The sequence below is a fragment of the Tenacibaculum retecalamus genome, assembly GCF_027941755.1.
Lineage (GTDB): Bacteria > Bacteroidota > Bacteroidia > Flavobacteriales > Flavobacteriaceae > Polaribacter > Polaribacter haliotis_B.
Window position 1 is genome coordinate 1,104,543 of the sequence record NZ_CP115916.1, and the last position, 23,388, is coordinate 1,127,930.

The following is a 23,388-nucleotide window of genomic DNA, read 5'->3' on the forward strand; positions in this document are numbered from 1 at the left end:
AAGAGGGTTGAGTTAAAGAGATGAGATAATACTTGTCATTGGCGACTTGCCAAGTTCATTGAAAATATTGAAATTGACAGCGTAAACAAAGAGTAGAATAACCACGTTCTAATTCGTTAGAACAAATTCTTTTGAAACTTATTCATTAATATTATTTAAAATATACAATGAAGAGTTTGATCCTGGCTCAGGATGAACGCTAGCGGCAGGCTTAACACATGCAAGTCGAGGGGTAACATTGTGCTTGCACAGATGACGACCGGCGAACGGGTGCGTAACGCGTATAGAATCTGCCTTGTACAGGAGGATAGCCTTTAGAAATGAAGATTAACACTCCATAATGTATAGAAGAGGCATCTCTTTTATATTAAATATTTATAGGTACAAGATGACTATGCGTCCTATTAGCTAGATGGTAAGGTAACGGCTTACCATGGCAACGATAGGTAGGGGGTCTGAGAGGATTATCCCCCACACTGGTACTGAGACACGGACCAGACTCCTACGGGAGGCAGCAGTGAGGAATATTGGTCAATGGAGGCAACTCTGAACCAGCCATGCCGCGTGCAGGATGACTGCCCTATGGGTTGTAAACTGCTTTTATACAGGAAGAAACATTCCCTCGTGAGGGAACTTGACGGTACTGTAAGAATAAGGACCGGCTAACTCCGTGCCAGCAGCCGCGGTAATACGGAGGATCCAAGCGTTATCCGGAATCATTGGGTTTAAAGGGTTCGCAGGCGGTCAATTAAGTCAGAGGTGAAATCCCGTCGCTCAACGACGGAACTGCCTTTGATACTGGTTGACTTGAGTTATACGGAAGTAGATAGAATAAGTAGTGTAGCGGTGAAATGCATAGATATTACTTAGAATACCGATTGCGAAGGCAGTCTACTACGTATATACTGACGCTCATGGACGAAAGCGTGGGGAGCGAACAGGATTAGATACCCTGGTAGTCCACGCCGTAAACGATGGATACTAGTTGTTGGGTTTATTCTCAGTGACTAAGCGAAAGTGATAAGTATCCCACCTGGGGAGTACGGTCGCAAGACTGAAACTCAAAGGAATTGACGGGGGCCCGCACAAGCGGTGGAGCATGTGGTTTAATTCGATGATACGCGAGGAACCTTACCAGGGCTTAAATGTAGAGTGACAGGGCTAGAGATAGCTTTTTCTTCGGACACTTTACAAGGTGCTGCATGGTTGTCGTCAGCTCGTGCCGTGAGGTGTCAGGTTAAGTCCTATAACGAGCGCAACCCCTATTGTTAGTTGCTAACAGGTCATGCTGAGGACTCTAGCGAGACTGCCGGTGCAAACCGTGAGGAAGGTGGGGATGACGTCAAATCATCACGGCCCTTACGTCCTGGGCTACACACGTGCTACAATGGTATGGACAATGAGCAGCCACTATGCGAATAGGAGCGAATCTATAAACCATATCACAGTTCGGATCGGAGTCTGCAACTCGACTCCGTGAAGCTGGAATCGCTAGTAATCGGATATCAGCCATGATCCGGTGAATACGTTCCCGAGCCTTGTACACACCGCCCGTCAAGCCATGGAAGCTGGGGGTGCCTGAAGTTCGTTACCGCAAGGAGCGACCTAGGGTAAAACTGGTAACTAGGGCTAAGTCGTAACAAGGTAGCCGTACCGGAAGGTGCGGCTGGAACACCTCCTTTCTAGAGAAAGATGGTGAGTTACAAAAGGGAAATTTTACTCTTTGCTGTTAATTTTAAAAAAACACTAATAACAAGCTATTATAGTCTCATAGCTCAGCTGGTTAGAGCGCTACACTGATAATGTAGAGGTCGGCAGTTCGAGTCTGCCTGAGACTACAAAAAGGCAAGTTATTAGAAAGGAAATTCTGGAAACAAGAGGATTCGACATTCAAATCTGGATAGTAATCTAGAGTTTTATAATGGGGGATTAGCTCAGTTGGCTAGAGCGCTTGCCTTGCACGCAAGAGGTCATCGGTTCGACTCCGATATTCTCCACCAGGTAGCACCTGGAGGCAATTTATTAAAATTGTTTCAGAGTGCTATAAGAATCAATTTGATAAAATACATATCAATTGCGATTCGCAATGTTCATTGACATATTGGTAAAATGATATCGTAAAGAAATCAAGATAGAGAAGTTAATCTTCGGATTAACAACAATATTTTTATAAAAATAAATAATTATAAAGAGCTCGTTCTAAATAGTAATATTTAGAGCAAAAAGTACAATAAGCTAAATAAGGGCGTATGGCGGATGCCTAGGCTTTCAGAGGCGATGAAGGACGCGATAAGCTGCGATAAGTAACGGGGAGAAGCACATATTTTATGATCCGTTAATTTCCGAATGGGGCAACCCGGTATGTTGAAGACATATCACCTCGTAAGAGGGGCAAACCCGGTGAACTGAAACATCTAAGTAACCGGAGGAAGAGAAAACAATAGTGATTCCGTTAGTAGTGGCGAGCGAACGCGGATTAGCCCAAACCATATTTGTTACGGCAAATGTGGGGTTGTAGGGCTGCGACATTAGAATCTAAGTGAACTAGAATTGTCTGGAAAGACAAACCGAAGAGAGTGATAGTCTCGTATAGGTAAGCGAAGAAGATATAGCAGTACCCTGAGTAGTGCGGGACACGAGTAATCCTGTATGAATCCACCGGGACCATCCGGTAAGGCTAAATACTCCTGAAAGACCGATAGTGAACTAGTACCGTGAGGGAAAGGTGAAAAGAACCCTAAGTAAGGGAGTGAAATAGAACCTGAAACCGTACGCCTACAAGCGGTCGGAGCACATTAACTGTGTGACGGCGTGCCTTTTGCATAATGAGCCTACGAGTTACTGTTACTAGCAAGGTTAAGGATTTAAGGTCCGGAGCCGAAGCGAAAGCGAGTCTGAATAGGGCGACCATAGTTAGTAGTAGTAGACGCGAAACCGAGTGATCTACCCATGGGCAGGTTGAAGCTGTAGTAACATACAGTGGAGGATCGAACCAGTAAACGTTGAAAAGTTTTTGGATGACCTGTGGGTAGGGGTGAAAGGCCAATCAAACTCGGAAATAGCTCGTACTCCCCGAAATGCATTTAGGTGCAGCGTTGAGCGAAAGTTTTATAGAGGTAGAGCTACTGATTGGATGCGGGGGCTTCACCGCCTACCAATTCCTGACAAACTCCGAATGCTATAAAATGTTACTCAGCAGTGAGGGCATGGGTGCTAAGGTCCATGTCCGAGAGGGAAAGAACCCAGACCATCAGCTAAGGTCCCCAAATATATGTTAAGTTGAACTAACGAGGTGAAACTGCTTAGACAGCTAGGATGTTGGCTTGGAAGCAGCCATTCATTTAAAGAGTGCGTAACAGCTCACTAGTCGAGCGGTTTTGCATGGATAATAATCGGGCATAAACATATTACCGAAGCTATGGATTTACGTTGAAAGACACGTAAGTGGTAGGGGAGCATTCTATTTGCGCCGAAGGTGTTCTGTAAGGGATGCTGGAGCGGATAGAAAAGAAAATGTAGGCATAAGTAACGATAAAGGGGGCGAGAAACCCCCTCACCGAAAGACTAAGGTTTCCTCAGCGATGCTAATCAGCTGAGGGTTAGTCGGGTCCTAAGGCGAATCCGAAGGGAGTAGTCGATGGATAACAGGTTAATATTCCTGTACTTCTTATAATTGCGATGGGGTGACGGAGTAATGAAAGCACCGCGAACTGACGGAATAGTTCGTTGAAACATGTAGCTATTGGCACTGTAGGTAAATCCGCAGAGCTAGGTGAAATGTGATAGTACAACAAATCTTCGGATGCGTTGATAGTGTGCCTAAAGGCTTCCAAGAAAAACCTCTAAGCTTCAGATTATGAGAACCCGTACCGTAAACCGACACAGGTAGTTGGGATGAGAATTCTAAGGTGCTCGAGTGATTCATGGCTAAGGAACTAGGCAAAATCGACCCGTAACTTCGGGAGAAGGGTCGCCCATCTTCGGATGATAGCCGCAGTGAAAAGGTCCAGGCGACTGTTTATCAAAAACACAGGGCTTTGCTAAATTGAAAGATGATGTATAAGGCCTGACACCTGCCCGGTGCTGGAAGGTTAAGTGGAGTTGTTAGCTTCGGCGAGGCAATGAAATGAAGCCCCAGTAAACGGCGGCCGTAACTATAACGGTCCTAAGGTAGCGAAATTCCTTGTCGGGTAAGTTCCGACCTGCACGAATGGTGCAACGATCTGGACACTGTCTCAGCCATGAGCTCGGTGAAATTGTAGTATCGGTGAAGATGCCGATTACCCGCAGCGGGACGAAAAGACCCCGTGAACCTTTACTATAGCTTCGTATTGGTTTTGGATAAGTAATGTGTAGGATAGGTGGGAGACTATGAAGCGGCGTCGCTAGGCGTTGTGGAGTTGTCCTTGAAATACCACCCTTTGCTTATCTAGAATCTAACTCAGCAATGAGAACAGTGCGTGGTGGGTAGTTTGACTGGGGTGGTCGCCTCCAAAAGAGTAACGGAGGCTTCTAAAGGTTCCCTCAGCACGTTTGGTAACCGTGCGTAGAGTGCAATGGCATAAGGGAGCTTGACTGAGAGACATACAGGTCGATCAGGTACGAAAGTAGAGCATAGTGATCCGGTGGTTCCGCATGGAAGAGCCATCGCTCAAAGGATAAAAGGTACTCCGGGGATAACAGGCTGATCTCCCCCAAGAGCTCACATCGACGGGGGGGTTTGGCACCTCGATGTCGGCTCGTCACATCCTGGGGCTGGAGAAGGTCCCAAGGGTTGGGCTGTTCGCCCATTAAAGTGGCACGCGAGCTGGGTTCAGAACGTCGTGAGACAGTTCGGTCTCTATCTGCTGTGGGCGTTAGAAATTTGAGTGGATTTGACTTTAGTACGAGAGGACTGAGTTGAACTAACCTCTGGTGTATCAGTTGTTCCGCCAGGAGCACTGCTGAGTAGCTACGTTGGGAAGGGATAAGCGCTGAAAGCATATAAGCGCGAAACCCACCACAAGATGAGATTTCTTTAAAGGGTCGTGGAAGATTACCACGTTGATAGGATACAGGTGTAAAGGCAGTAATGTCATAGCCGAGTATTACTAATAACCCATAGGCTTATGTAGAAGTCTTGCTCTCGAAAGGGAGCAAGCGCAACTCTTTTGATAATTTACGATATGATTTTACTAGTATGTTAACTTATACAGTTGAAATATACTGAACGATTTAAGGTGATTATCGCAATGGGGCTCACCTCTTTCCATCCCGAACAGAGAAGTTAAGCCCATTTGCGCCGATGGTACTGCCAATGGTGGGAGAGTAGGTCGTTGCCTTTCTTTTAAACCTCAATCTGAAAAGATTGAGGTTTTTTTTGCGCTAAACTCAAATGAAGTTGTAAAAAACTGAAAGATGGAGGGGAAAGGGTGTTAGGAAAAGGAAAAAAGGATAATAGATCAAGAGTGAAGTAATTGAATCTAGTTCTAGAATGTGTTTTTATTAAAGTTATATTAGAAGATAGGCTAGTTAAAGATAAAAAGGAACTTTCTATATACCCAAAAGAACAAATAAATAAAAAGCAACACTCTTTAATAATATTTAAGCAAAGTTTTATGGGTATAAACAAGGGAGAAATAAATAAAATGATGGCGATAATAACTGTTTCTAATAGTTTTATTTATATTAAAATAAACCTTTTCCAACACAATGTAAGAACACTACCCTCTTTATTAAGCTTGTCTTGATTAAAAAAGCATGATTTTATTGGATTTATTTATAGTTCTTATAAGTGAATATGGTATAATAAGAGTTGATGTTGATAGAAAAAAATAGCTGTATCTCATCCAGGAGAACCATTCAAAAGAATTAAATGAACCTATTGAAGTATTTTTCATAAAAAACAAGCGTTAAATATTCAGTTAAAGTCTTGATAAATAAGGAGTGATAAAATACTTTAAAAAAAGGCAAAAAAGGTAGTTGTTATGTTAAAAAAGGAATCTATATTTGCACCCGCTAAGGGAAAAACGAGTGTTTAGAATTTAGTAAAGTTCATTAAGATAAGGGTTAAGATATCATCAAAAAAAGGTAAAAAATAAGTTAATTTTTACTTGTTTAAATCGAAAGAAAGAGAGTATCTTTGCAGTCCGTTTTAAATACGGGAGTTCATTAAAATCCAGCAAAAATTAAACTAAAAAAAACTTCAAAAAATTTTTGTCAGTTTTAGAAAAGTTTATAGATTTGCAACCGCTTTAAGAGAGTGAAGCGATCAGAGAAATTTTGGAATGATTTTGTAATAAGAATCAGTTAGTTCGAATCTAGCATTTCTACAAGAGGGTTGAGTTAAAGAGATGAGATAATACTTGTCATTGGCGACTTGCCAAGTTCATTGAAAATATTGAAATTGACAGCGTAAACAAAGAGTAGAATAACCACGTTCTAATTCGTTAGAACAAATTCTTTTGAAACTTATTCATTAATATTATTTAAAATATACAATGAAGAGTTTGATCCTGGCTCAGGATGAACGCTAGCGGCAGGCTTAACACATGCAAGTCGAGGGGTAACGTTGTGCTTGCACAGATGACGACCGGCGAACGGGTGCGTAACGCGTATAGAATCTGCCTTGTACAGGAGGATAGCCTTTAGAAATGAAGATTAACACTCCATAATGTATAGAAGAGGCATCTCTTTTATATTAAATATTTATAGGTACAAGATGACTATGCGTCCTATTAGCTAGATGGTAAGGTAACGGCTTACCATGGCAACGATAGGTAGGGGGTCTGAGAGGATTATCCCCCACACTGGTACTGAGACACGGACCAGACTCCTACGGGAGGCAGCAGTGAGGAATATTGGTCAATGGAGGCAACTCTGAACCAGCCATGCCGCGTGCAGGATGACTGCCCTATGGGTTGTAAACTGCTTTTATACAGGAAGAAACATTCCCTCGTGAGGGAACTTGACGGTACTGTAAGAATAAGGACCGGCTAACTCCGTGCCAGCAGCCGCGGTAATACGGAGGATCCAAGCGTTATCCGGAATCATTGGGTTTAAAGGGTCCGCAGGCGGTCAATTAAGTCAGAGGTGAAATCCCGTCGCTCAACGACGGAACTGCCTTTGATACTGGTTGACTTGAGTTATACGGAAGTAGATAGAATAAGTAGTGTAGCGGTGAAATGCATAGATATTACTTAGAATACCGATTGCGAAGGCAGTCTACTACGTATATACTGACGCTCATGGACGAAAGCGTGGGGAGCGAACAGGATTAGATACCCTGGTAGTCCACGCCGTAAACGATGGATACTAGTTGTTGGGTTTATTCTCAGTGACTAAGCGAAAGTGATAAGTATCCCACCTGGGGAGTACGGTCGCAAGACTGAAACTCAAAGGAATTGACGGGGGCCGCACAAGCGGTGGAGCATGTGGTTTAATTCGATGATACGCGAGGAACCTTACCAGGGCTTAAATGTAGAGTGACAGGGCTAGAGATAGCTTTTTCTTCGGACACTTTACAAGGTGCTGCATGGTTGTCGTCAGCTCGTGCCGTGAGGTGTCAGGTTAAGTCCTATAACGAGCGCAACCCCTATTGTTAGTTGCTAACAGGTCATGCTGAGGACTCTAGCGAGACTGCCGGTGCAAACCGTGAGGAAGGTGGGGATGACGTCAAATCATCACGGCCTTACGTCCTGGGCTACACACGTGCTACAATGGTATGGACAATGAGCAGCCACTATGCGAATAGGAGCGAATCTATAAACCATATCACAGTTCGGATCGGAGTCTGCAACTCGACTCCGTGAAGCTGGAATCGCTAGTAATCGGATATCAGCCATGATCCGGTGAATACGTTCCCGAGCCTTGTACACACCGCCCGTCAAGCCATGGAAGCTGGGGGTGCCTGAAGTTCGTTACCGCAAGGAGCGACCTAGGGTAAAACTGGTAACTAGGGCTAAGTCGTAACAAGGTAGCCGTACCGGAAGGTGCGGCTGGAACACCTCCTTTCTAGAGAAAGATGGTGAGTTACAAAAGGGAAATTTTACTCTTTGCTGTTAATTTTAAAAAAACACTAATAACAAGCTATTATAGTCTCATAGCTCAGCTGGTTAGAGCGCTACACTGATAATGTAGAGGTCGGCAGTTCGAGTCTGCCTGAGACTACAAAAAGGCAAGTTATTAGAAAGGAAATTCTGGAAACAAGAGGATTCGACATTCAAATCTGGATAGTAATCTAGAGTTTTATAATGGGGGATTAGCTCAGTTGGCTAGAGCGCTTGCCTTGCACGCAAGAGGTCATCGGTTCGACTCCGATATTCTCCACCAGGTAGCACCTGGAGGCAATTTATTAAAATTGTTTCAGAGTGCTATAAGAATCAATTTGATAAAATACATATCAATTGCGATTCGCAATGTTCATTGACATATTGGTAAAATGATATCGTAAAGAAATCAAGATAGAGAAGTTAATCTTCGGATTAACAACAATATTTTTATAAAAATAAATAATTATAAAGAGCTCGTTCTAAATAGTAATATTTAGAGCAAAAAGTACAATAAGCTAAATAAGGGCGTATGGCGGATGCCTAGGCTTTCAGAGGCGATGAAGGACGCGATAAGCTGCGATAAGTAACGGGGAGAAGCACATATTTTATGATCCGTTAATTTCCGAATGGGGCAACCCGGTATGTTGAAGACATATCACCTCGTAAGAGGGGCAAACCCGGTGAACTGAAACATCTAAGTAACCGGAGGAAGAGAAAACAATAGTGATTCCGTTAGTAGTGGCGAGCGAACGCGGATTAGCCCAAACCATATTTGTTACGGCAAATGTGGGGTTGTAGGGCTGCGACATTAGAATCTAAGTGAACTAGAATTGTCTGGAAAGACAAACCGAAGAGAGTGATAGTCTCGTATAGGTAAGCGAAGAAGATATAGCAGTACCCTGAGTAGTGCGGGACACGAGTAATCCTGTATGAATCCACCGGGACCATCCGGTAAGGCTAAATACTCCTGAAAGACCGATAGTGAACTAGTACCGTGAGGGAAAGGTGAAAAGAACCCTAAGTAAGGGAGTGAAATAGAACCTGAAACCGTACGCCTACAAGCGGTCGGAGCACATTAACTGTGTGACGGCGTGCCTTTTGCATAATGAGCCTACGAGTTACTGTTACTAGCAAGGTTAAGGATTTAAGGTCCGGAGCCGAAGCGAAAGCGAGTCTGAATAGGGCGACCATAGTTAGTAGTAGTAGACGCGAAACCGAGTGATCTACCCATGGGCAGGTTGAAGCTGTAGTAACATACAGTGGAGGATACGAACCAGTAAACGTTGAAAAGTTTTTGGATGACCTGTGGGTAGGGGTGAAAGGCCAATCAAACTCGGAAATAGCTCGTACTCCCCGAAATGCATTTAGGTGCAGCGTTGAGCGAAAGTTTTATAGAGGTAGAGCTACTGATTGGATGCGGGGGCTTCACCGCCTACCAATTCCTGACAAACTCCGAATGCTATAAAATGTTACTCAGCAGTGAGGGCATGGGTGCTAAGGTCCATGTCCGAGAGGGAAAGAACCCAGACCATCAGCTAAGGTCCCCAAATATATGTTAAGTTGAACTAACGAGGTGAAACTGCTTAGACAGCTAGGATGTTGGCTTGGAAGCAGCCATTCATTTAAAGAGTGCGTAACAGCTCACTAGTCGAGCGGTTTTGCATGGATAATAATCGGGCATAAACATATTACCGAAGCTATGGATTTACGTTGAAAGACACGTAAGTGGTAGGGGAGCATTCTATTTGCGCCGAAGGTGTTCTGTAAGGGATGCTGGAGCGGATAGAAAAGAAAATGTAGGCATAAGTAACGATAAAGGGGGCGAGAAACCCCCTCACCGAAAGACTAAGGTTTCCTCAGCGATGCTAATCAGCTGAGGGTTAGTCGGGTCCTAAGGCGAATCCGAAGGGAGTAGTCGATGGATAACAGGTTAATATTCCTGTACTTCTTATAATTGCGATGGGGTGACGGAGTAATGAAAGCACCGCGAACTGACGGAATAGTTCGTTGAAACATGTAGCTATTGGCACTGTAGGTAAATCCGCAGAGCTAGGTGAAATGTGATAGTACAACAAATCTTCGGATGCGTTGATAGTGTGCCTAAAGGCTTCCAAGAAAAACCTCTAAGCTTCAGATTATGAGAACCCGTACCGTAAACCGACACAGGTAGTTGGGATGAGAATTCTAAGGTGCTCGAGTGATTCATGGCTAAGGAACTAGGCAAAATCGACCCGTAACTTCGGGAGAAGGGTCGCCCATCTTCGGATGAAGCCGCAGTGAAAAGGTCCAGGCGACTGTTTATCAAAAACACAGGGCTTTGCTAAATTGAAAGATGATGTATAAGGCCTGACACCTGCCCGGTGCTGGAAGGTTAAGTGGAGTTGTTAGCTTCGGCGAGGCAATGAAATGAAGCCCCAGTAAACGGCGGCCGTAACTATAACGGTCCTAAGGTAGCGAAATTCCTTGTCGGGTAAGTTCCGACCTGCACGAATGGTGCAACGATCTGGACACTGTCTCAGCCATGAGCTCGGTGAAATTGTAGTATCGGTGAAGATGCCGATTACCCGCAGCGGGACGAAAAGACCCCGTGAACCTTTACTATAGCTTCGTATTGGTTTTGGATAAGTAATGTGTAGGATAGGTGGGAGACTATGAAGCGGCGTCGCTAGGCGTTGTGGAGTTGTCCTTGAAATACCACCCTTTGCTTATCTAGAATCTAACTCAGCAATGAGAACAGTGCGTGGTGGGTAGTTTGACTGGGGTGGTCGCCTCCAAAAGAGTAACGGAGGCTTCTAAAGGTTCCCTCAGCACGTTTGGTAACCGTGCGTAGAGTGCAATGGCATAAGGGAGCTTGACTGAGAGACATACAGGTCGATCAGGTACGAAAGTAGAGCATAGTGATCCGGTGGTTCCGCATGGAAGAGCCATCGCTCAAAGGATAAAAGGTACTCCGGGGATAACAGGCTGATCTCCCCCAAGAGCTCACATCGACGGGGGGGTTTGGCACCTCGATGTCGGCTCGTCACATCCTGGGGCTGGAGAAGGTCCCAAGGGTTGGGCTGTTCGCCCATTAAAGTGGCACGCGAGCTGGGTTCAGAACGTCGTGAGACAGTTCGGTCTCTATCTGCTGTGGGCGTTAGAAATTTGAGTGGATTTGACTTTAGTACGAGAGGATCGAGTTGAACTAACCTCTGGTGTATCAGTTGTTCCGCCAGGAGCACTGCTGAGTAGCTACGTTGGGAAGGGATAAGCGCTGAAAGCATATAAGCGCGAAACCCACCACAAGATGAGATTTCTTTAAAGGGTCGTGGAAGATTACCACGTTGATAGGATACAGGTGTAAAGGCAGTAATGTCATAGCCGAGTATTACTAATAACCCATAGGCTTATGTAGAAGTCTTGCTCTCGAAAGGGAGCAAGCGCAACTCTTTTGATAATTTACGATATGATTTTACTAGTATGTTAACTTATACAGTTGAAATATACTGAACGATTTAAGGTGATTATCGCAATGGGGCTCACCTCTTTCCATCCCGAACAGAGAAGTTAAGCCCATTTGCGCCGATGGTACTGCCAATGGTGGGAGAGTAGGTCGTTGCCTTTCTTTTAAACCTCAATCTGAAAAGATTGAGGTTTTTTTTGCGCTAAACTGAAATGAAGTTATAAAAAAGTGAAAGGGTGAAAGATGGAAGGGAAAGGGTGAAAGAAGAGAATACTTACATGTTACTTATAAGAACTTAAGTAAATAGTAAAGAACAGTAGTTGCTTTATGGAGATAATAGTTGTCAGATTAATATTTGTAATGGATCTTAATGAAATAACCCTAACCGATTATAGTTTTTTATAATAGCTAAAATAAATTAATTATACCTCTATATTTAATTTCAATGTTTTTATATCAAATTTGATAAAAACACTTCCTGCTAATTAATGAAGTCAAATATTTTATGAATTAAAAGGTAAAAGTTTATAGTTAGAAGACTTACTCCCATGGTATAATAATTCTGACTTTAATGGTTTATAAAATTTGAGGATTATTCTATTTATTATTAAAAGCCTTTTTATGTATCATTTATCAAAAAAATAAAAATAAAAAAATGTTATAGTATTATTTATCTTGTTCAGTCAATATAATTAAAAGATAAGCTTAGTATTTTTATATTAACGTTTTAACCCCTTTAAAGAGTCTAAATGTTTTATATAAATGGAATTATAATTTAAATAAGTGATTTATGTTTTTTTTATAAGTTTGACCAATAGGAATTTTATGCTCTTTGATTATAATACGATTTCCTTCTATTTGTTCAATCTTACTTTTTGAAATTATAAAAGATTTGTGTGTTCTGATAAAAGTATCAGGAAGAAATTCCTCTAAAAAAGATATTTTTTCATTGCTTAAAATCATTTTATCCTTTAAATGAACTTTGCAATAGTGACCATAAGCTTCAATAAAAAGAATGTTGTTAAAATGGACTTGGTAGTGTTTTTTATCACCTTTTAAGAAAAAACTTTCAGGGTTTTCTGTCTGGTTTTCTGAAATATTATTATTTATTTCTTGCTGTTGATTGGTTTTTGAAATAGTTTTATTAACCGCTTTTACAAAGCGTTCAAAACTAAAAGGTTTTAATAAATAATCAGAAATATTTAATTCATATCCTTCTAAAGCAAATTCTTTATAAGCAGTGGTTACAATTATTTTTGGCGGATTTGGAATTGTTTTTAAAAGATCGAAACCAGAAAGTTTTGGCATATTAATATCTAAAAATAAAAGATCTATTTGGTTTTCGTTTAAAAGTTGCATGGCTTCAAAAGCGTTGTAACAATTCCCTTTTTTTCTAAATGAGGTAAATTTTCACAATATTTTTCAATAATTCGATGTGCAATAGGCTCATCATCAACAATTAAATAATTTGTCATACTATTTCTAATTTTAGCGATAATTTATACTTAGAATTATTTTTTTTAATAGTTAATTCATGTTTTTTAGGATATAGTAATTGCAATCGTTGTTTTAAATTATCTAATCCAATTCCTGTTTTTTGTGCAACTTCTGGTTTTTCAAAATTATTTTCAATTTCAAAAAGAATAATGTTGTTTTTTTTACTGATATTAATGTGAATATAAGCGTTTTCTGTTAATTTTTCAATGCCATGTTTAAAGGCATTTTCTAAGGCTATAATATACAAAAGTGGCGCAATTTTAACATCGGATATGTTGATGTAGTGAAACTGAATATCTACTTTTTTTTGATACCTTATTTTATGCAGTTCAATATAATTTTGTAAATATTCAACTTCATCTTTTAAAGGTACCAAATCTTCCTTTCCCATATAGATTGTGTAACGCATCATGTCAGACAATTTTAGCACAACATCTGGAGCATTATCTGATTTTTCTACCGTTAAACCGTATAAATTATTTAAGGTATTAAAAAAGAAATGTGGGTTTATTTGATTTTTTAACAAGGCTAATTCTGCTTTTGCTTTTTTTGATTCTATTGTTTTTAACCATTTCCATTGTTGAAAAAACCATCCAAAAATCAATATAAAAAAAGGAATGGTTAAAATAATTTTAATCTCTTTTTCTTGCTGTAAGTACACGTTTAAATCATCAATATAAACTCTTATATATAAGAAGTAACCGATGCTTAATAGGTAAAAAAAGATTGTAAAAAGTGCGTATTTTTTTAAGAAATTTGTGGCAATTATAGAAAAGAAAGCTAAGCTCGTAATAATAATTCCTATAAACGTAATTGGATTGTCAATTATCTGGGCATGGATATCATTAACAATAACAAGTATAAAAAATAGGATTACGCCAATTAATTTTAGTGAAACTGATGAGTGTTTTTTTAAGAAAGGAAAATAATAAATTGGCAATGAAAACAACAACCAATAAAAGATAAAACTTAATATGTTTGATAGGTATTCTGAATTATCAATATAAATATGATCAAAATAAGTTAGCAACAGTACTAGGAGTCTGAAAATTATTAGCCCGTATATAAATGCCTTGTATTTTTTTAAAAATGATTTCACTTGGTAAAGCTAATGATAATGTAATAAATAGGACACTATTTTACACAAACAATCAGAAATCAAGCACAAACAACTAAAAAAGGACTCAAAACTAGTTCAAGTTTATAAAGATGTTTTTTGTGTGTAAAAGATAAGCAGTTGAGAATTATTATTTATCTAAGATTAATTCGGTTTTATGTTTGCAAGGAATTTAAAATCAATTTAAGAATGAAAAAATACATATTAGCATCCGTATTAACAATTGTGACTATAACAAGCACAATATCACAAAATAATGAATTTAACAAAAATGAAAAAAAATAGTTTTAAAAGTAATTTCAGAGAAATTACTAGCGTCTTATATCAATTTAGATCTTGCAAAAGAAATGTCGGCAATGATCATATCTAATTCAAAAAAATACAAGTCTATTTCTAATCAAAAAGAATTTTCTACAGTAATAACCAAAGACTTACAAAAAGTAAGTAAAGATTTGCATTTAAAAGTAAATTTTGAGCCAAAAAGAATAGCACAAAGTAAACGTATAATGCCCGCCAACATTAAACTTAAAAGAGATAAAATGATGGCTATGAAAATGGCAGAAATCAATTTTGGTTTTACAGAAACAAAAGTACTAAATGGTAATATTGGTTATTTAAATTTACGCATGTTTGCAGATATGAAGTACGCAAAAGAGACGGCAACTGCAGCTATGAATTTTTTAAAAAACACTAATGCAATTATAATTGATTTAAGAAATAATGGTGGAGGTGTTCCAAACATGATGCAATTATTATCGAGTTATTTTACGGGTAAAAAACCAGTGTTACTAAGTAATTTTTATGAACGTAAGACAAATAATAAAACACAGTTATTTACTTTGGAAAGTATTGATGGTAAAAGGAGAACAAATACGCCATTATACATTTTAACAAGTAAAAAAACGTTTTCTGCAGCAGAGGCATTTACATATACATTAAAACATTTAAATAAAGCAATAGTTGTTGGGGAAACAACTCGTGGAGGTGCAAACAGAACTAAAAGAGTGAATTTGAATAACAATTTTACAATCTCTATTCCGTATATTGAAGCAACACACCCTGTTACAAAAACTAATTGGGAGGGAAAAGGCGTAAAACCAACTATTAAATCAACAAAGAAAGATGCTTTTATAATTGCATATATTGATGCATTAGATAAAACTATAAAACGCAATAAAAACAATATTTTAAATAAAGTAGGATATACTTACTTACAAGAAAAAAATGTTGATTTAGCCATTAAAGTATTTCAAAAAAACACAAAATTATTCCCGAAGGACGCCAACTCTTGGGATAGTTTAGGGGAAGCGTATTTTTATAAAAAGGATAAAGAAAATGCTTTATTAGCATATAAGAAAGCATTTGAATTAGATGCATCATCAGTATCAGCAAAAAAGATGATTCAAAAACTAGAAAGTATTAAATAGTATGAAAAATAAGTTTTTAATAATAGGAATTATAATTGTTATAAGCCTTTTAGTTTTAATGTCTTTACAAGTATTTGCTCAGCCTAAAATTGTTGATGGAAATCAAATAGAATTGCAAAAAACATATACACATCATAAAAATGAAGTATGGGAGGTTAAGTTTAGTTCGAACGATTCATTAATGATTAGTGGAGGAATAGAACCAAACGCTAAAATTTGGTCTAGAATTACAGGTGAAGTTTTACATGAGTTACCACATGAAATAGGAACGCCAACAGTAGATTTTAGTTCGACAGGAAAAGTTGTAGCAACAGGAGCGTATGATGGAAACGTTAGAATTTGGGACGTTAAAACAGGAGCGTTATTACAAACATTAAAAGGAAATGGAGGCACAATTTGGACTGTAAACTTTAGTCCAGACGGAAAATTAATCGCTGCTGGCGGAAATGATGATAAAGTTTTTGTATGGAATGTAAATACGGGGAAACTAATTTATGATTTTAACGATTCTCAAGAGAACATTTGGGAAGTTGTTTTTAACCCTACAGGCGAATTATTATTATCGTCAGGAAGTGATAATGCGATTAGGGTTTATGATATTGAATCAGGGAGATTACTTCAAACGATTTTAGGACATTGTATGGTACCATTGTCAATGAATTTTAGCCCAAACGGAAAATTATTAGCAAGTGCTGGCGATGATAAAACAGTTAAAATTTGGGATACCACTAATTGGCAATTGTTGCACACTTTAAAAGGAGATAATCAGGCAATTCACTCTGTTGTTTTTATTGATAATGATAGGGTAATAGCAGGTGGAACAGACAAATCGATGATTGGAGAGTTACTAGAATACCATTTTAAATTTTCAGGGGTAGTAAAACCAATTGTAGCAACCCTTTGGGATGTTAAAAACGAAAAAATTCTACAGACAATTTCAAATCATAACAATGATATTGGCTTAGGAATGGATGTTAGTTCTGATGGAAAATTAATAGCTACACCTAGTAAGGATAAAACGGTTAAAATTTGGCAAGTATTGTAATTTTATTTTTTTAGATAAACACCTCAATAACAGGGGTGTTTATTGTGTTTTTACAATGTGAAATAAAAAAAAGTGAATTTTTATTAGGATATTAATATTTAAATTTCAAATATTTGCACTCACAAAGTTCAATAACTTATTGACAATGTTATCAAGAAAGGTGGAGGGATTAGACCCTATGAAACCTTAGCAACCCTTTGTTTAAGTCAAAGAAGGTGCTAAATTCTACTTAATTTTAGATTCATTTATCTAAAGTTGGATAGATAACTCAAGTGCAATTATTCATCTATAATTGCTATAATTCTTCATAACATTTTTCTAGTAGGTACGTCAAAAAAAAATGACGCATTTGGCTTTTGGTTTAATTTTTTATTATCTCAAAAACAAGAAAAATGAGTACACAAAAATTTGCAACGAACGCGTTGCACGCAGGACATGATGTAAAACAAACGGGAGGCACAAGAGCAGTTCCTATTTATCAAACAACATCATATGTTTTTAATGATTCAGATCATGCAGCAAATCTTTTTTCATTAAAAGAATTAGGATTTATTTACACACGTTTAAATAACCCTACCAATCAAATTTTACAAGAGCGTTTGGCTAGTTTAGAAGGCGGAACTGGAGCTGTAGTATTTGCTTCTGGTACGGCAGCAATTTCAACAGGATTGTTAACGTTGTTAAAAGCAGGAGATCATATTGTAGCTTCAAGTAGTTTGTACGGTGGAACTTACAATTTATTAAATGTTACTTTACCAAGATTAGGTATTACAACTACTTTTGTTGATGCTTCTAATCCAGATAACTTTGAAGCAGCTGTACAGGATAATACCAGAGCATTTTTTGTTGAATCTTTAGGGAATCCTAAATTAGATGTGTTGGATTTAAAAGCTATTTCTACACATGCAAAAAAAGCTGAAGTTCCTTTTATTGTTGATAATACCGTAGCTACACCAGCATTGTTAAATCCGATAGAACATGGTGCAAATATTGTAATTCATTCATTAACAAAGTATATTGGAGGCCAAGGAAATTCTTTAGGAGGAGCAATTATTGATGCAGGAACTTTTAATTGGGCAAATGGTAAATTCCCTGAATTTACAGAACCATCAGCAGGATATCACGGATTGGTTTATCACGATGCTTTAGGCGCAGCTTCTTACACATTTAAATTAATTTTAGAAGGGCTACGAGATTTTGGAGGCGCTTTAAGTCCTACAAATGCATTTAATATTATTCAAGGATTAGAAACGTTAAATATCAGAATAAAAAAGCATAGTGAAAACGCACTAGATATTGCTACATGGTTGGAAGAGCAACCAGAAGTAACTTGGGTAAATTACCCTGGTTTAGAAAGTAGTAAATATAACAAGTTAGCAAAAACATATTTATCAAAAGGGCAAAGTGGTATTGTTACATTTGGTGTAAAAGGTGGTTATGAAGCGGCAAAAAAAGTATCTGATAACACAAAACTTTTCTCATTATTAGCAAATATTGGAGACACAAAATCACTAATCATTCACCCTGCTAGTACAACACATCAACAATTAAGTGAAGAAGCACAAGAAAGTGCAGGTGTTACGAATGATTTAATTCGTTTGTCTGTAGGGCTTGAAGATTTAGAGGATTTAAAAGGCGATTTAAAAGAAGCTTTTTCTACCATATAAACATAAAAAAGAATCGAATGTATTGAGTCTTATTTTTTTGAAGGGGAATAAGTTCATGTAAATCGTTCGGTTTTATATTTAAAAAAGACACAATTGACAAATACTTTAGCACATATAAATATTATTGATTTTACCACGGAGAGCGGTGCTTTATTAAGTAAAATAGCTTTAAGTTATCAGGTTTTTGGGGAAAAATTAGGAACTGCTCCTGTGGTATTAATCAATCATGCTTTAACGGGTAATAGTAGTGTTGCTGATATTAAAAATGGTTGGTGGAAAGAATTAATAGGACAAAATAAAGCGGTAAATACTGAGAAATACACAGTTTTGTGCTTTAATATTCCTGGAAATGGACATGATGGTTTTTTAATAGAAAACTATAAAGATTTTATAGCTAGAGATATTGCTAAAATATTTTTATTAGGCTTAGAAAAACTAAATGTAAAACAATTATTTGCTTTAATCGGAGGATCATTAGGTGGTGGAATTGCTTGGGAAATGGCTGTTTTAAGCCCAAAAATAACAAAGCATTTAATTCCGATAGCTACCGATTGGAAATCTACCGATTGGTTGATTGGTAATTGCCAAATTCAAGAACAATTTTTAAATAATTCAAGTAATCCGGTACACGATGCTCGTATGCATGCAATGTTGTGCTATAGGACTCCAAAATCTTTTAAAGAGCGTTTTCATCGTTCTAAAAATGAAAATTCAGAGGTATTTAATGTAGAAAGTTGGTTGTTACATCATGGTAAAAAATTACAAGAGCGCTATCAGTTAGCATCTTATAAATTAATGAATCAATTATTAAAAACAATTGATGTTACTAGAGGTAAAAATAATTCAGACATTTTAGAAATAATTGAAGCAGATATACACATTATTGGTGTTGATTCTGATTTGTTTTTTACAGCTGAAGAAAATAGAGAAACTCAAAAAGAACTAGCGTTAGTACATTCAAACGTTACTTATAACGAAATAAATTCGGTTCACGGACACGATGCTTTTTTGATTGAATATGAGCAGTTAGAAAAAATAATTGCTCCAATTTTTAATCTAAATATAAAAAATAATAAAATGAAAATAATAAAATTTGGTGGAAAATCGCTATCGAATGAAGGAATTAATAATGTAATTTCTATTATTGAACAAAAAGTAAATAATCAAGAAAATATAGCTGTAGTAGTATCGGCAAGAGGAAATGCTACCGATCAATTAGAAGAAATTTTAGAAAAAGCTACTAAAAACGAAACCTATATCGAACAATTTGAAGCTTTTAAATACGAACAATCTAAATTGACTCCGTTAGTTGATTTTTCGCCAGAGTTTTCTCGTTTAGAAAAGTTTTTTGAAGGTGTTAGTTTATTAGGTGATTATAGTCAAAAAATAAAAGATGAAGTTTTAGCACAAGGTGAATTATTATCAACCAAAACAGTTTCAGCACTTTTAAACGAAAAAGGAATAAAAGCAAACGCTACAGATGCTAGAGAATTATTAAAAACAGATGAAAATTTTGGTAACGCACAACCAATTATAAATATATCAAAAGAAAATGTAATAAAGCATTTTAAAAAAAATAACGGTGAAACTGTAAACATTATAACGGGTTTTATTGCTTCTAATTTAAAAGGAGAAACTACTACTTTAGGTAGAAATGGTAGTAATTACACAGCGTCTTTATTGGCAAATTATTTAGATGCAGAAGAGTTGCAAAATTATACACATGTTGATGGGATTTTTACCGCAAATCCTGATTTAGTAGCTGATGCAAAAAAAATAGAAGAATTATCATTTTCTGAAGCAAATGAACTAGCTAATTTCGGAGCCAATATTTTACATGCAAAAACGATTATTCCGTTATTAGAAAAAAATATCAATCTTCGAATTTTAAATACATTTAATCAAGATGATAAAGGAACGTTAATTACCGCCAAATCAAATTCAAAAGGCATAAAATCCTTATCAGTTTTAGATAATGTAGCGCTATTAAATTTTGAAGGAAGAGGTTTATTGGGTAAAGTAGGTGTAGATGCACGTATTTTTAGAGTTCTAAGTAATAACGGCATTAGTGTTAGCATTATATCTCAAGGATCATCAGAAAGAGGTATTGGTTTAGTTATTGATAAAGACAAAGCCAATGAAGCGGTTAGAGCTTTAGAGCAAGAATTTGAAAGTGATTTTTACACCAAAGATGTAAATCAAATAGCAATTATAAACGATGTTTCGGTAATTTCAATAATTGGACAAGATTTAAGTGAATTTCATCATCCGTATAATGCGTTGATAAAAAATCAAATTGTTCCGTTGTTATTTAATAACACAATTTCGGGAAAAAACGTAAGTTTAGTGGTTAAAAAAGCGCAGTTACATAAAGCTTTAAATGTAATTCACGGACAAGTTTTTGGTGTTGCAAAAAAAATAAATATAGCCATATTTGGTAAAGGTTTAGTTGGTGGTACACTGATTAATCAAATAATAGCAAACACAAAATCAATCGTAGAAAGAAAGAAAATTCAACTAAATATTTTTGCCATTGCAGGCTCTAAAAAAGTATTGTTAAGTAGCGATGGAGCTGTAGAAAATTGGAAAACAATTTTAAAAAATAATGAAGATGAAACACATATTGTTGATAGCGTAATAGATTTTGCTAAAAAGTATCATCTCGAAAATTTAATAGCTGTAGATAATACCGCAAGTGGCGAATTTATAGAAAATTATATACCGTTAATAGAAAATGGTTTCGATTTAGTTTCATCAAACAAAATAGCAAATACGGTATCTCACCAATTTTATAAAAATTTGCGAAAAACATTAGAAATTAATAACAAATCATATTTGTACGAAACGAATGTTGGTGCAGGTTTACCTTTAATTGATACCATTAAATTATTACACGATTCTGGCGAAAATATTACACGTATTAGAGGGGTGTTTTCAGGTTCGTTAAGTTATTTATTTAATAAGTTTTCTTCGGATGAAGTTCCGTTTTCAAACGTATTACAAGAAGCAATTGATAGCGGATTTACAGAGCCAGATCCGAGAGAAGATTTATGCGGAAACGATGTAGCACGAAAACTATTGATTTTGGCTCGTGAGTTAGATTTAGAAAATGAATTTGAAGATATTTCTATCGAAAATTTAATTCCAGCAGAATTTAGAGACATTTCATCAGCAGAATTTTTATCGAATTTAGATAAATTAAACACCGAATTTAAAGATAAAAAAGATGCTCAAGAAAAAGATCACGTATTACGATATATAGGCGATTTACATGGCGATTTATCAAAAACAAAAGGAGAGTTAGATGTAAAATTAGTTTCGGTACCAACAAGTTCTCCTTTAGGAAGCTTAAAAGGATCGGATGCAATTTTTGAAATTTATACAGAGTCGTACGGAGCGCAACCTATTGTAATTCAAGGAGCAGGAGCAGGAGCAGAAGTAACTGCAAGAGGTGTTTTTGGCGATATTTTACGATTGGCAAACAAACAATAAATAGAAATACTAATTTTTATAAAATATACTAGATATTGATTTATCAATATAAAAAAACAAAAAATATGAGTAAAAATTTCGAAACCGAAGCAATTAGAACACAAACAGAACGATCGCAATTTTCTGAGCATTCTACACCTTTATACTTAACATCTAGTTTTGTATTTGATGATGCTGAAGATATGAGAGCGTCTTTTGCCGAAGAAAAAGAAAAGAATTTATATAGTCGATTTTCAAACCCAAATACCACAGAATTTGTAAATAAAATTGTGGCAATGGAAAAAGCGGAAGCAGGTTATGCTTTTGCTACTGGTATGGCGGCAGTATTTTCTACTTTCGGGGCTTTGTTAAATGCTGGCGATCATATAGTTTCTTGCAGATCGGTTTTTGGCTCTACTCATAGTTTATTTACTAAATATTTGCCAAAATGGAATATTGAAACTAGTTATTTTAAAATTAATGAAGTCGATACTATTGAGAGCTTAATTAAACCAAATACTAAAATATTATATGCAGAAACGCCTACAAATCCGGCAGTTGATATTATAGATTTAGAGTTGTTAGGTAAAATAGCAAAAAAACATAATTTATTATTAGTCATAGATAATTGTTTTGCAACGCCATATTTACAAAACCCAATAGATTTTGGTGCAGATTTAGTAATTCACTCAGCTACAAAATTAATTGACGGACAAGGAAGAGTTTTAGGAGGAGTTGCTGTTGGTAAAGCCGATTTAATTCGTGAAATTTATTTATTTTCAAGAAATACAGAGCCTGCAATGTCTCCGTTTAACGCATGGGTATTATCAAAAAGTTTAGAAACATTAAGTATTCGAGTAGAAAAACATTGCGAAAATGCCTTAAAGGTAGCGGAGTTTTTAGAAGCTCATCCGAAGGTAAATTTAGTGAAATATCCGTTTTTAAACTCGCATCCAAAATACGAAATAGCAAAAAAACAAATGCGCTTAGGTGGTAACATTGTAGCTTTTGAGGTTAAAGGTGGTATTGAAGCAGGACGAAATTTTTTAAATGCTATTAAAATGTGCTCATTGTCTGCAAATTTAGGCGATACAAGAAGTATTGTTACCCATCCAGCCTCTACAACGCATAGTAAACTAAGTGTTGAAGATAGATTAGAAGTTGGTATTACTGACGGTTTGGTACGATGTTCTATTGGTTTAGAAAATGTAGATGATATTATTTACGATTTAAAACAAGCTTTAGAGAATTAACAACTAAATAAAAAGTGTATTTTTGTACTATGCTTTCTAAAAAAACGAAATACGGCTTAAAGGCGCTAGCATTTATAGCTAGACAAGAAAAAGGAGATAAAGTTCAAATAGCAACGATATCTAAAAGCGAAAATATTTCTCATAAATTTTTAGAAAGTATATTACTTACCTTACGAAAAGCAGGGTTTTTAGGCGCTAAAAAAGGAAAAGGCGGAGGTTATTATATGTTAAAAGAAGCATCAGAAATAAAAATGACTGATGTTATTAGAACCTTAGAAGGACCAATAGCAATGTTGCCTTGTGTAAGCCTTAATTATTATGAAAAATGTAGTGATTGCCCAGATGAAGATGCTTGTTCTGTACATAAACTTATGATACAGGTTAGAGACAATACCTTGCAGATATTACGTAATAATACACTTGCCGATTTAGTATAATT

The 23,388-nt window shown here is 36.8% G+C and carries 8 protein-coding genes, 4 tRNA genes, 6 rRNA genes and 1 riboswitch; of the genes, 16 read left to right on the forward strand and 2 right to left on the reverse strand.

Annotated elements, in window-relative coordinates:
• Window positions 1–164 precede the first annotated feature (164 nt).
• The 10 genes from PG912_RS05390 to rrf (PG912_RS05435) all read left to right on the forward strand — a co-directional run bounded on the left by PG912_RS05390 (window position 165) and on the right by rrf (PG912_RS05435) (window position 11,634).
• A 16S ribosomal RNA gene (locus PG912_RS05390) occupies window positions 165–1,682 on the forward strand.
• 82 nt (window positions 1,683–1,764) lie between these two features.
• Window positions 1,765–1,838 (forward strand) — tRNA-Ile (locus PG912_RS05395).
• Window positions 1,839–1,923: 85 nt separating this feature from the next.
• Window positions 1,924–2,000, forward strand: a tRNA-Ala gene (locus PG912_RS05400).
• 228 nt (window positions 2,001–2,228) lie between these two features.
• Window positions 2,229–5,113 (forward strand): 23S ribosomal RNA (locus PG912_RS05405).
• A 102-nt stretch (window positions 5,114–5,215) separates the two neighbouring features.
• Window positions 5,216–5,324, forward strand: a 5S ribosomal RNA gene (gene rrf, locus PG912_RS05410).
• A 1,152-nt stretch (window positions 5,325–6,476) separates the two neighbouring features.
• A 16S ribosomal RNA gene (locus PG912_RS05415) occupies window positions 6,477–7,992 on the forward strand.
• 82 nt (window positions 7,993–8,074) lie between these two features.
• A tRNA-Ile gene (locus tag PG912_RS05420) sits at window positions 8,075–8,148 on the forward strand.
• Window positions 8,149–8,233: 85 nt separating this feature from the next.
• Window positions 8,234–8,310 (forward strand) — tRNA-Ala (locus PG912_RS05425).
• 228 nt (window positions 8,311–8,538) lie between these two features.
• Window positions 8,539–11,423, forward strand: a 23S ribosomal RNA gene (locus PG912_RS05430).
• Between the two features lie 102 nt (window positions 11,424–11,525).
• Window positions 11,526–11,634: ribosomal RNA gene (gene rrf, locus PG912_RS05435) — 5S ribosomal RNA — on the forward strand.
• The 16S, 23S and 5S rRNA genes sit together here with 4 tRNA genes alongside, the layout of an rRNA operon.
• A gap of 606 nt (window positions 11,635–12,240) precedes the next feature.
• On the opposite strand, the gene PG912_RS05440 is transcribed toward rrf (PG912_RS05435), so the two are convergent.
• Window positions 12,241–12,831, reverse strand: coding sequence for a LytR/AlgR family response regulator transcription factor (locus tag PG912_RS05440; RefSeq protein ID WP_333780688.1), 591 nt, complete (start codon window positions 12,829–12,831; stop codon window positions 12,241–12,243).
• A 112-nt stretch (window positions 12,832–12,943) separates the two neighbouring features.
• Entirely contained in the window at window positions 12,944–13,999 is a 1,056-nt protein-coding gene (locus tag PG912_RS05445) for a sensor histidine kinase (RefSeq protein WP_275688776.1), read from the reverse strand.
• Window positions 14,000–14,382: 383 nt separating this feature from the next.
• Between PG912_RS05445 and PG912_RS05450 the strand changes: the two genes are divergently transcribed.
• From PG912_RS05450 to PG912_RS05475, 6 genes are all read left to right on the forward strand, one after another.
• Window positions 14,383–15,513 carry a S41 family peptidase gene (locus tag PG912_RS05450; protein WP_275689014.1) on the forward strand — a complete coding sequence of 377 codons (1,131 nt, stop codon included), beginning with the start codon at window positions 14,383–14,385 and terminating at the stop codon, window positions 15,511–15,513.
• A 1-nt stretch (window position 15,514) separates the two neighbouring features.
• Window positions 15,515–16,558 carry a WD40 repeat domain-containing protein gene (locus PG912_RS05455; RefSeq protein WP_275688777.1) on the forward strand — a complete coding sequence of 348 codons (1,044 nt, stop codon included), beginning with the start codon at window positions 15,515–15,517 and terminating at the stop codon, window positions 16,556–16,558.
• 145 nt (window positions 16,559–16,703) lie between these two features.
• Window positions 16,704–16,828: riboswitch (SAM riboswitch) on the forward strand.
• A gap of 122 nt (window positions 16,829–16,950) precedes the next feature.
• A complete protein-coding gene (locus tag PG912_RS05460) occupies window positions 16,951–18,225 on the forward strand; it encodes an O-acetylhomoserine aminocarboxypropyltransferase/cysteine synthase family protein (protein ID WP_275688778.1) in 1,275 nt (424 codons plus the stop codon).
• A gap of 93 nt (window positions 18,226–18,318) precedes the next feature.
• Entirely contained in the window at window positions 18,319–21,717 is a 3,399-nt protein-coding gene (thrA, locus tag PG912_RS05465) for a bifunctional aspartate kinase/homoserine dehydrogenase I (RefSeq protein WP_275688779.1), read from the forward strand.
• Window positions 21,718–21,782: 65 nt separating this feature from the next.
• A complete protein-coding gene (locus PG912_RS05470; RefSeq protein ID WP_275688780.1) occupies window positions 21,783–22,949 on the forward strand; it encodes a trans-sulfuration enzyme family protein in 1,167 nt (388 codons plus the stop codon).
• A gap of 29 nt (window positions 22,950–22,978) precedes the next feature.
• Window positions 22,979–23,386 carry an RrF2 family transcriptional regulator gene (locus PG912_RS05475; protein WP_260585833.1) on the forward strand — a complete coding sequence of 136 codons (408 nt, stop codon included), beginning with the start codon at window positions 22,979–22,981 and terminating at the stop codon, window positions 23,384–23,386.
• Window positions 23,387–23,388: the final 2 nt, after the last annotated feature.

What these genes read in the sequence shown, in the direction of transcription:
- PG912_RS05440 (WP_333780688.1), bottom strand. Translation starts at nt 12,831, where the DNA reads ATGCAACTTTTAAACGAAAACCAAATAGATCTTTTATTTTTAGATATT.
- PG912_RS05455 (WP_275688777.1), top strand. Translation starts at nt 15,515, where the DNA reads ATGAAAAATAAGTTTTTAATAATAGGAATTATAATTGTTATAAGCCTT.
- PG912_RS05460 (WP_275688778.1), top strand. Translation starts at nt 16,951, where the DNA reads ATGAGTACACAAAAATTTGCAACGAACGCGTTGCACGCAGGACATGAT.
- PG912_RS05470 (WP_275688780.1), top strand. Translation starts at nt 21,783, where the DNA reads ATGAGTAAAAATTTCGAAACCGAAGCAATTAGAACACAAACAGAACGA.
- PG912_RS05475 (WP_260585833.1), top strand. Translation starts at nt 22,979, where the DNA reads ATGCTTTCTAAAAAAACGAAATACGGCTTAAAGGCGCTAGCATTTATA.